The sequence below is a fragment of the Kitasatospora sp. NPDC001539 genome (assembly GCF_040298565.1).
Classification (GTDB): domain Bacteria; phylum Actinomycetota; class Actinomycetes; order Streptomycetales; family Streptomycetaceae; genus Kitasatospora.
The window spans coordinates 1-10927 of record NZ_JBEPAK010000238.1; the positions used below are offsets into that span (position 1 = coordinate 1).

Here is a 10927-nt window from a genome sequence, read left to right on the forward strand (position 1 = left end):
GCCCGGATCCGGGCAGGCGGAACGTGCCGTACCAGTCAGGAAGCGCTCAGGCAACGACAGGAAGCGAATCCAGTCGATCTTTGTTACTGGTTAGGCTTTCAAATGTTCTCAAGGTTAAAGTCGATCCCATGCATGCCTGGCCCGCCTCCGAGGTTCCCGCCCTGCCTGGTCAGGGGCTCCCTCTCCGTATCTTCGACACCGCAGCGGGCAAGGTCCGGGAGGTCGTGCCGCAGGACGGCACCGCCCGGATCTACGTCTGCGGCATCACCCCCTACGACGCGACCCACATGGGACACGCCGCCACCTACAACGCGTTCGACCTGGTGCAGCGCGTCTGGAAGGACGCCGGCCACGACGTCCTGTACATCCAGAACGTGACCGACGTGGACGACCCGCTGCTCCAGCGCGCGGTCGAGACCGGCCAGGACTGGGTGGCCCTGGCCGAGCGCGAGACGGCCCTGTTCCGCGAGGACATGACCGCCCTGCGACTCCTCCCGCCGGCCCACTACGTCGGTGCCGTCGAGTCGATCCCGTGGATCGTCCCGATCGTCCAGAAGCTGCTGGCCTCCGGCGCCGCCTACAAGGTGGACGAGGACATCTACTTCTCCGTCGACGCCGACCCGCACTTCGGCGAAGTCTCCGGTCTCACCCGGGACGCCATGCGCCCGGTCTTCGCCGAGCGCGGCGGCGACCCGGACCGCCCCGGCAAGCGCAACCCGCTGGACGCCCTGCTCTGGCTGGCCGCCCGCCCGGGCGAGCCCGCCTGGGACACCGAGCTCGGCCGCGGCCGCCCCGGCTGGCACATCGAGTGCGTGGCGATCGCGCTGCAGTACCTGGGCATGACCTTCGACATCCAGGGCGGCGGCATCGACCTCTCCTTCCCGCACCACGAGATGGGCGCCTCGCACGCCCAGGTCGCCACCGGCGCCCACCCGTACGCCAAGGCGTACGTGCACGCCGGCATGGTCGCCCTGGACGGCAAGAAGATGTCCAAGTCCCGCGGCAACCTGGTCTTCGTCTCCGCCCTGCGGCGCGAGGGCGTCGACCCGGCGGCGATCCGCCTGGCGCTGCTCTCGCACCACTACCGCGAGGACTGGGAGTGGACCAAGGGCACCCTGGACGAGGCCGTGGAGCGCCTCGCCCGCTGGCGCGCCGCGGTCTCCCGGCCGGACGGCCCGTCGGCCGAGCAGCTGCTCGCCGAGGTCCGCGCGGCGCTCGCCGACGACCTGGACGCCCCCGCCGCCCTGGCCGCGGTGGACCGCTGGGCCGCCCGGCAGGAGGGCGAGGGCGGCAACGACACCGGCGCGCCCGGCCTGGTGACCCGCACCGTGGACGCCCTGCTCGGCGTCGCGCTCTGAAAGACGCGAAGGGGCGTCAGGACCAAGCGTCCTGACGCCCCTTCCGCGTTCCTCCGCCGCCGCGGACTACTCCTCCTCGGGCCCGTCCTGGCTCTCCCGGGCCGGCCCCGGCGCCTCCGGCTCGGCCGGCCGCTCGGCCGTCGCGTGCCCGGAGACCGGCTTCTCGCCCGTCGGCCCGACGTTCTCCCGGCGACGCAGGTAGCGCTCGAACTCGCGCGCGATGGCGTCCCCGGAGGCCTCCGGCAGCTCGGCGGTGTCCTGCGCCTCCTCCAGCTGCTGGACGTACTCCGCGACCTCGCTGTCCTCCGAGGCCAGCTGGTCCACGCCCAGCTGCCAGGCCCGGGCGTCCTCGCCGAGCTCGCCCGGCGGGATGCGCAGGTCCAGCAGGTCCTCCAGCTTGTTGATCAGCGCCAGGGTGGCCTTGGGGTTGGGCGGCTGCGCGACGTAGTGCGGCACCGCCGCCCAGAGCGTCACGGCCGGCACCCCGGCGTGGGTGCAGGCCTCCTGGAGCACCCCGACGATCCCGGTCGGGCCCTCGTACCGGCTCTCCTCCAGGTCCAGCCGGCGGGCCAGCTCAGGGTCGGAGGTCACTCCGCTGACCGGGACCGGACGGCTGTGCGGGGTGTCGCCGAGCAGCGCGCCCAGGATCACCACCAGCTCGACGCCCAGCTCGTGCGCGAAGCCGAGCACCTCGTTGCAGAACGAGCGCCAGCGCATGCTCGGCTCGATGCCGCGGACCAGCACGACGTCCCGGGTCACCGGCTCGGTCACCCGGATCACCGAGAGCCGGGTGGTCGGCCAGGTGATCCGGCGGATGCCGCCGTCCATCCAGACCGTGGGCCGGTTGACCTGGAAGTCGTAGTAGTCCTCCGCGTCCAGCGCGGCGAACACCTTGCCGCCCCAGGTCTCGTCCAGATGCGCCAGAGCCGCGGAGGCGGCGTCGCCCGCGTCGTTCCACCCCTCGAAGGCGCAGACCATCACCGGGTCGATCAGTTCGGGAACATCTTCCAGCTCGATCACCCAGCGTCTCCCTCCGGTCGGCGCTCGGACCGGCGCCGCTCCGGCTGGCCTGCCGGAGCGCCGACGGGCCGGCTGCCGCCTGTCGAACCTCTCGTCTCCCATGGAACGCCTCGCTCCATGGTCCCTACCTGCCCAGCCTACGGGCTTTGAAGCGCACGGCGGCCGGGCACCGGGACAGTCTGGGGGACGGGACGGCCGCGATCCAGCGGATATCCGGACGGCTCGAGCTGACGTCACGTCAGGCGGGGGCGTGCGGGCGGATCGCGTTCGAACGGCGACCGGGGGTGACAATCCTGCGACGCAATGTGGCGCAGTGCGACGGAGTGCCCGTCGCACGCGGCGGCGGGATGATGAGGAGAGGGCAGTCGGACGGAAGGGGCCGGACCGATGAACCGAGGGCTGTGGATCGGCGCGGCCGCGATGGCGCTGGCCGGCGCGGCGCTGCTGGCGGCGGACCGGGCCGGGCGCCGGCTACCGGTGGAACACGTCACCGAGGGCGGCCTGGAGCTCGCCCAGGCGCCCGGCGCGGTCTGGGACGTGCTGACCGACATCGACCTCTACCCCGCCTGGCGCCCGGGCCTCACCCACGTCGAACGGCTGCCCGCCGGGGCCGGCGGCCGCCCGCGCTGGCGCGAGTACGACCGGCACGGCCACACCACCTACGAGGTGGTGGCCAGCGAGGCCCCGCACCGCCTGGTGACCGGCATCGCCGATCCGGACCTGCCCTACGGCGGCACCTGGACGTACGTGCTGACCCCGGCCGGGCCGGGCTGCTCGCTGACCGTCACCGAGCGCGGCGAGGTCCGCAAGCCGCTGTACCGGGCCGTCGCGCACTACGTGACCGGCGAGGACGCCACCCTCCACCGCTACCTCGGAGCCCTGGCCCACCGCATGGCGGCCTGAGCGGGGCTACGACCCGACGTCCACCCAGCCGCTCCGGTACGCCGCCCAGTTCTCGGGCGTCGCGGCGAAGTCCACGTACAGCGCGACCCCGAAGGCCGCCCGGCCCGGATCCTGGCGGCCCAGGCCGAGCCGGACGCCCCGGATCGCCGCCGGGACGGTCTCGGCGCGGCCCCAGTGGCCCCACTTGTCGTCCCAGAAGAACGGCAGGCCCATCAGCAGGTCGACGTCCGGCGGGGTGGCCTCCAGGGCCAGCTCGGTCTGGAGCGCGGCGTAGCCGCCGAACAGCGGCTCGGTGGGCATCGAGGTGTCGTAGGTCATCACCGCGATCTGGTCGACCCGGCGGGCGGTCTCCCGGAAGTACGCCTCGTCCCACCACTTGCCGTGGTCGGTGAGCAGGATGCCCGCGGTGTGCAGCCCGGGGACGGGGTCGATCTGCGGGGCCGCCACCGAGAGCGCGGCGCCGCGCGCCGCGGTGACCGGGCGGACCTGGTCCAGCAGCGCCAGCCAGCCGGGCGTTCCCGGGCGGATCGGCTCCATGTCGAAGTGCACCCCGTCGAAGCCCTGGTCCAGCACCTGGGCGGCCGAGGCGGTGATCCGGTCCCGGGTGGGGGCGTCGTCCAGGTTCAGCCCGTCCCGCTCCGGCTCGACCTCGTCGCCCAGCCAGCCCTGCAGGCGGATGCCCGGCAGCATCCGGTGGGCGGTGTCGGTGAACCAGCGGGCCCGCGGGTGGACGGACGCCGGCAGCGAGCCGTCGTGCTCCAGCGGCCCGGTGTGCACGTACAGGTCGCGGACGCCGGTGCCGGCCAGCAGGTGGGCCAGCGCCTCGACATCGGCGTCGGTCCTGCGGCCGTCCACCCAGGCGTGGCCGAGCCAGAGCGCGTCCCGCCCGCGGGTGCGGGCCTCGGCGGACGGTTCACCCGAGTAGTGCAGCCGGATCGCGACGAACGCGGACCCCAGCGCGGCGACCGGTACGGCCACCGCCAGTCCCAGCGCCAGCAGCGCCCGGCGCCCGCGCGACCAGCGCCTCCACCGCTCGCGCAGTGCCCGGAACGGGGCCGCCAGGGCCCGGCCCGATCGTGCCACCGCGGTTCGGAACCTGGTCACGCGCTTGATCCCCCCTCGAGCCGAGCGCTCAGGATACGGAATGGGCCCGCAGCGCAAGCCGCCGGGCGGATACGCTGGCCAGGTGCGGGTCCGACCAAGCGGACGCGCAAAGCCGACAGCCGTCGCACCAGGGAGAAGCCCCATGGCCACTGCAGCCGAACCGTCCATCACCCAGCAGAGCCGCGCGAACGCGCTGCGTGAAGCGCTGGCCACCCGGGTGGTGGTCGCCGACGGTGCGATGGGCACCATGCTCCAGGCACAGGACCCGTCCCTGGAGGACTTCCAGAACCTCGAAGGCTGCAACGAGGTCCTCAACATCACCCGCCCCGACATCGTCCGCTCCGTCCACGAGGCGTACTTCGCCGTGGGTGTGGACTGCGTCGAGACCAACACCTTCGGCGCCAACTTCGCCGCACTGGGCGAGTACGACATCTCCGACCGCATCTTCGAGCTGTCCGAGGCCGGTGCCCGGATCGCCCGCGAGGTGGCCGACGCCCACGCCGCCGACGGCCGCACCCGCTGGGTGCTCGGCTCGATCGGCCCCGGCACCAAGCTGCCGACCCTCGGCCACGCCCCCTACGAGACGCTGCGCGACGGCTTCCAGCAGAACGCGGCCGGCCTGATCGCCGGCGGCGTCGACGCCCTCCTGGTCGAGACCAGCCAGGACCTGCTGCAGACCAAGGCCGCGGTCCTCGGCTCCAAGCGCGCCCTCGCCGAGGCCGGGATCGACCTGCCGGTGCTGGTGCAGGTGACCGTGGAGACCACCGGCACGATGCTGCTGGGCTCCGAGATCGGCGCCGCGCTCACCGCGCTGGAGCCGCTCGGCGTCGACTACATCGGCCTGAACTGCGCCACCGGCCCGGCCGAGATGAGCGAGCACCTGCGCTACCTGGCGAAGAACGCCCGGATCGGCCTGTCCTGCATGCCGAACGCGGGCCTGCCGGTACTCGGCAAGGACGGCGCCCACTACCCGCTGACCCCGGCCGAGCTGGCCGAGGCGCACGACCTGTTCACCCGCGAGTACGGCCTCTCGCTGGTCGGCGGCTGCTGCGGCACCACCCCCGAGCACCTGCGCCAGGTGGTCGAGCGGGTCCAGGGCCGTCCGATCGCCCCGCGCGACCCGCGGCCGGAGCCCTCGGCGGCCTCGCTCTACCAGGCGGTGCCGTTCCGCCAGGACACGTCCTACCTGGCGATCGGCGAGCGCACCAACGCCAACGGCTCGAAGAAGTTCCGCGAGTCGATGCTGGCCGGCGACTGGCAGGCCTGCGTGGAGATCGCCCGCGACCAGATCCGGGACGGCTCCCACCTGCTGGACCTGTGCGTGGACTACGTCGGCCGCGACGGCGTCGCCGACATGAAGGAGATCGCCGGCCGGCTGGCCACCGCCTCGACCCTGCCGATCGTGCTGGACTCCACCGAGCCGCCCGTGCTGCGGGCCGGCCTGGAGGCGCTCGGCGGCCGGGCGGTGCTCAACTCGGTCAACTACGAGGACGGCAACGCCCCGGACTCGCGCTTCGGCAGGATCGCCTCGCTGGCCCGCGAGCACGGTGCCGGTCTGATCGCGCTGACCATCGACGAGCAGGGCCAGGCCCGGACCGCCGAGAAGAAGGTGGAGATCGCCGAGCGGCTGATCGCCGAGCTGACCACCGACTACGGCATCGACGAGGGCTCGATCCTGGTCGACTGCCTCACCTTCACCCTGGCCACCGGCCAGGAGGAGTCCCGCCGGGACGGCATCGAGACCATCGAGGCGATCCGCGAGCTCAAGCGCCGCCACCCGAACGTGCAGACCACCCTCGGCCTGTCGAACATCTCCTTCGGCCTCAACCCGGCCGCCCGCGTGGTGCTCAACTCGGTCTTCCTGCACGAGTGCGTGGAGGCGGGCCTGGACTCGGCGATCGTCCACGCCTCCAAGATCCTGCCGATCTCCCGGATCCCCGAGGACCAGCGCGAGGCCGCCCTCGACCTGGTCTACGACCGCCGTCGGGACGGCTACGACCCGTTGCAGCGCCTGCTGGAGCTGTTCGAGAACGTCTCCGCCGCCTCGGTCAAGGCCTCCAAGGCCGAGGAGCTGGCCGCCCTCCCGCTGGAGGAGCGGCTGCAGCGCCGGATCATCGACGGCGAGCGCAACGGCCTGGAGGCCGACCTCGACGAGGCGCTGACCGCGCGCCCGGCGCTGGAGATCATCAACGACACCCTGCTGGCGGGCATGAAGGTGGTCGGCGAGCTCTTCGGCTCCGGCCAGATGCAGCTGCCGTTCGTGCTCCAGTCCGCCGAGGTGATGAAGACCGCGGTGGCGCACCTGGAGCCGCACATGGAGAAGTCCGACAGCGAGGGCAAGGGCACCATCGTGCTGGCCACCGTGAAGGGCGACGTCCACGACATCGGCAAGAACCTGGTCGACATCATCCTGTCCAACAACGGCTACAACGTGGTCAACCTGGGCATCAAGCAGCCGGTCTCGGCGATCCTGGACGCCGCGCAGGAGCACAACGCGGACGTCATCGGCATGTCCGGCCTGCTGGTGAAGTCCACGGTGATCATGAAGGAGAACCTGGAGGAGCTGAACCAGCGCAAGCTGGCCGCGTCCTACCCGGTGATCCTCGGCGGCGCCGCCCTGACCCGCGCCTACGTCGAGCAGGACCTGCACGAGATCTACGAGGGCGAGGTCCGCTACGCCCGGGACGCCTTCGAGGGCCTGCGGCTGATGGACGCGCTGATCGCGGTCAAGCGCGGCGTGCCCGGTGCGAAGCTGCCGGAGCTCAAGCAGCGCCGGCACGCCCGGGTCGAGGTGGCGGAGCCGGAGCCCGAGGTGAACCTCGGCCAGATCCGCTCGGACGTCGCCGTCGACAACACCGTGCCCACCCCGCCGTTCTGGGGCGACCGGATCGTCAAGGGCATCCCGTTCGCCGACTACGCGTCCTGGCTGGACGAGGACGCGCTGTTCAAGGGCCAGTGGGGGCTGAAGGCGGCGCGCACCGGCGACGGGCCGTCCTACGAGGAGCTGGTGGAGACCGAGGGCCGCCCGCGGCTGCGGGCCTGGCTGGACCGCCTGCAGACCGAGGGCTGGCTGGAGGCGGCCGTGGTCTACGGCTACTACCCGGCCAACTCGAAGGGCGACGACCTGATCGTCTACCACGAGGACGGCACCGAGCGGACCCGCTTCACCTTCCCCCGCCAGCGCCGCGGGCGCCGGCTCTGCCTCGCGGACTTCTTCCGCCCGGAGGAGTCCGGCGAGCGCGACGTGGTCGGCCTCCAGGTGGTCACCATGGGCAACCGGATCTCGGAGGCGGCCAACGAGCTGTTCGCCGGGAACTCCTACCGCGACTACCTGGAGCTGCACGGCCTCTCGGTGCAGCTGGCCGAGGCGCTCGCCGAGTTCTGGCACGCCCGGGTCCGCTACGAGCTGGGCTTCGGCGGGGAGGACCCGCAGGACGTCAAGGACATGTTCGCGCTCAAGTACCGGGGCGCCCGTTTCTCCCTCGGCTACGGGGCCTGCCCCGAGCTGGAGGACCGCGCCAAGATCGCCGAGCTGCTGAAGCCCGAGCGGATCGGCGTGGTGCTCTCCGAGGAGTTCCAGCTGCACCCCGAGCAGTCCACCGACGCGATCGTGATCCACCACCCGGAGGCGAAGTACTTCAACGCGCGGTAACCACCACGTCCTTCTCCGTTCGCTCTTTTCCGGCGAACCGGGCGTATCCTTGATGATCCTGAACGGGCCGGTCCGCTCACCAGCGGGCCGGCCTGTGCCATCCCCGGGGAACGTCCGAGGGCGTGCCGCGGGTACCGACGGAAGGGCCCACCATGACCACCAGCTCCACCGCCGCCCTGGCGCTCGACCACGGAGACGACCGCGGCCTGCAGGCGGTGCTGCTGGACATGGACGGCACCCTGGTGGACACCGAGGACTTCTGGTGGCAGGCCGAGGTCACGCTCTTCGCCGAGCTGGGCCACCAGCTGGACGAGGCGGACCGGGCCCACGTGGTGGGCGGTCCGATGACCAGGGTGATGGACTACCTGGTCGCCCGGACCGGCGTGGACATCGCCCCGGCCGACCTGGGCGTGCTGGTCAACCAGCGCTTCGTGGACCTGCTGGCGGGCGGCGTGCCGCTGATGCCCGGCGCCGAGCGGCTGCTCAACACCCTGGCCGCGCACGGCGTCCCGGCCGCCCTGGTGTCCGCCTCGCACCGGCACGTGATCGACATCGTGCTGCGCTCGCTGGGCGCCGAGCGCTTCGCCTTCACCATCGGCGGGGACGAGGTGGCGCGCACCAAGCCCTTCCCGGACCCGTACCTGGAGGCGGCCCGCCGACTGGGCGCGGAGCCGGCCCGCTGCGTGGTGGTCGAGGACACCCCGACCGGGGTGCGCGCGGGCGAGGCGGCCGGCTGCCCGGTGGTCGCGGTGCCCTCGGTGGCGCCGATCGAGCCCGCTCCGGGGCGGCTGGTGGTGCCGTCGCTGGAGCAGGTGGACCTCGAGCTGCTGCGCTCGCTGGTCGTCTCGCGGGTGTGACGGGTGGGAGTGGGACCGACTGAGCATCACTTGAGTGTGATTGTCATCTCATTGTGCCCCGGGCCTACCCGCAGGTAAGCGCCCCCGAGGCGTCGCCGACGATGTCTCGACAGGGAGAAATCGGGCATTGGCTGACAACTCGTCTGGCGCGCCCTGATGCCCCGAACGACCGTGTCCCAAACGTCATCTGCGCGGGTATCGGTCGTGCGTGTTCGATATGGCACGCTACTCGGGTTCGTGCCACCCAGAAGGACGCGCCCTTGAAGACTTCAGCTGAACGCCTGGCAGCACTCGGCTGCGCCGGTCTGGTCGCCGTGACGGTGGCCGGCTGCGGATCGGTCACCGACGCCGTCAAGGGGGACAGCGGCGGCAAGTCCATCACCCTGGGCACCCGGGGCCTCACCAGCGTCCTGGACCCTGCCGGTGCCTACGACATCGGCTCCTGGCTGGTGCTCGCCAACACCTACCAGTCGCTGCTGGCCTTCCCCGCCGCCGCCAGCTCGCCGAGCCCGGAGGCCGCGCAGTCCTGCGGGTTCACCGGGGGCGACGCCACCGAGTACCACTGCGTGCTCCGCCCCGGCCAGACGTTCTCCAACGGCCACCCGCTGTCCGCCGCCGACGTCGTGTTCTCGATCGAGCGCAGCAAGAAGATCAAGGATCCGAACGGTCCCTCCGGGCTGCTGGACACGATCAAGTCGGTCGAGGCCAAGGGCGACAACGAGGTGGTCTTCCACCTGACCGCCGCCGACGCGACCCTGCCGGCCAAGCTGGCGACCCCCGCCGGCGCCATCGTGGACCACCAGGTCTTCCCGGCCGACAAGCTGCTCGACAACGACAAGGTCGTCGGCTCCGGTCCCTACAAGTTCGACTCGATCGAGACGATGACCCCCGAGGGCGGCGGCTCCAAGGTCCTCGCCAAGGTCGTGCTGACGCCCAACGACAAGTACGCCGGTGACGCCAAGCTGCAGAACAGCAAGTTCACCGTGCGCTACTTCGACAAGCCGGGCGACCTGAAGGACGCGCTGGACAAGGGGCAGGTCGACCTCGTCGACAACAGCCTGGAGCCCAACACCGCGGCCCAGCTCCTCGCCGACCAGCAGGGCGGCAAGACCGACCTCAACGTCGTCGAGGGCGACAGCTCCGACACCAACTCGCTCGTCTTCAACACCAAGGACGCGACCACCGGCAACGTCGCCGTCCGGCAGGCCGTCGCCCAGCTGATCGACCGCAAGGCGCTCGCCCGCGACGTCTTCGCCCGCACCGTCCAGCCGCTGTACTCGCTGGTGCCGACCGGCATCACCGGCCACAACACGGCCTTCTACGACAAGTACGGCGACCAGGACGTCAGCAAGGCCAAGGCGATCCTCGCCGCGGCGAAGGTCCCCACGCCGGTCAAGCTGAACCTGACCTCGGGGCGCTCGCGCACCGGGAACGCCGAGGTCGACACGCTGAAGCGCCAGCTGGAGGCCGGCGGTCTCTTCCAGGTGACGACCCAGGTGGAGAATGACCCGACGGCCTACCAGAAGGGCCGCAACGAGGGGAAGTACCAGGCGTACCTGGTCGGTTGGACCGCGGACTACCCGGACCCGGACAACTTCATCGGTCCGCTGGTCGCCGCGGACAGCGTCTTCCACAGCGGCTGGGAGGACGAGCGGGTCAGCCAGAAGCTGCTCCCGGAAGGGCTCAAGCAGGCCGACCGAGGGGGCGCGGCCGCGACCTACAACCAGGTCCAGAGCATCCTGGCCGACAGCGCGCCGCTCATCCCGCTGTACCAGAACAAGGCCTTCTACGTGGCCCGCCGGTACGTCACCGGCGTCGAGACCACCGTCGACAGCACCGGCGTCTTCCGCTTCTGGGACATCGGCCGGAACACCAAATAACGCCGCGCACCGCGCGAACGCCGGCCCGTCCGCTCCCCGAACCCGGGGCGGGGGTCGCGCCGCCGGGGGTGGCCCCCCCCCCCGGCCGGCGGGGGGCCACGCGGGCCGCCCCCCCCCAAGCCCGTACAGGGGATGATTGAGGTGTGGGGGCGG

Annotated in this window: 7 protein-coding genes; 5 read left to right on the forward strand and 2 right to left on the reverse strand. The window is 71.9% G+C overall.

Annotated elements, in window-relative coordinates:
• Positions 1 to 128 precede the first annotated feature (128 nt).
• Positions 129 to 1358 carry a cysteine--1-D-myo-inosityl 2-amino-2-deoxy-alpha-D-glucopyranoside ligase gene (gene mshC, locus ABT247_RS27250; RefSeq protein ID WP_350747309.1) on the forward strand — a complete coding sequence of 410 codons (1230 nt, stop codon included), beginning with the start codon at positions 129 to 131 and terminating at the stop codon, positions 1356 to 1358.
• Between the two features lie 66 nt (positions 1359 to 1424).
• Here the strand turns inward: mshC and ABT247_RS27255 are convergent, their stop codons facing one another.
• Entirely contained in the window at positions 1425 to 2378 is a 954-nt protein-coding gene (locus ABT247_RS27255) for a PAC2 family protein (RefSeq protein ID WP_350747312.1), read from the reverse strand.
• Positions 2379 to 2765: 387 nt separating this feature from the next.
• On the opposite strand from ABT247_RS27255, the gene ABT247_RS27260 reads away from it, so the two are divergent.
• Positions 2766 to 3281, forward strand: a complete 516-nt coding sequence (locus ABT247_RS27260; RefSeq protein ID WP_350747315.1) for an SRPBCC family protein — start codon at positions 2766 to 2768, stop codon at positions 3279 to 3281.
• 6 nt (positions 3282 to 3287) lie between these two features.
• On the opposite strand, the gene ABT247_RS27265 is transcribed toward ABT247_RS27260, so the two are convergent.
• On the reverse strand, positions 3288 to 4385 hold the full coding sequence (locus ABT247_RS27265; RefSeq protein WP_350747318.1) for a glycoside hydrolase family 18 protein: 1098 nt from the start codon (positions 4383 to 4385) through the stop codon (positions 3288 to 3290).
• 142 nt (positions 4386 to 4527) lie between these two features.
• Between ABT247_RS27265 and metH the strand changes: the two genes are divergently transcribed.
• The 3 genes from metH (at position 4528) to ABT247_RS27280 (ending at position 10774) form a co-directional block, all read left to right on the forward strand.
• Entirely contained in the window at positions 4528 to 8037 is a 3510-nt protein-coding gene (gene metH, locus ABT247_RS27270; RefSeq protein ID WP_350747321.1) for a methionine synthase, read from the forward strand.
• Between the two features lie 152 nt (positions 8038 to 8189).
• Positions 8190 to 8894, forward strand: a complete 705-nt coding sequence (locus ABT247_RS27275; RefSeq protein ID WP_350747324.1) for an HAD family hydrolase — start codon at positions 8190 to 8192, stop codon at positions 8892 to 8894.
• A 260-nt stretch (positions 8895 to 9154) separates the two neighbouring features.
• Positions 9155 to 10774 (forward strand): ABC transporter substrate-binding protein, encoded by a 1620-nt coding sequence (locus tag ABT247_RS27280; protein ID WP_350747326.1) that lies wholly within the window; start codon positions 9155 to 9157, stop codon positions 10772 to 10774.
• Positions 10775 to 10927: the final 153 nt, after the last annotated feature.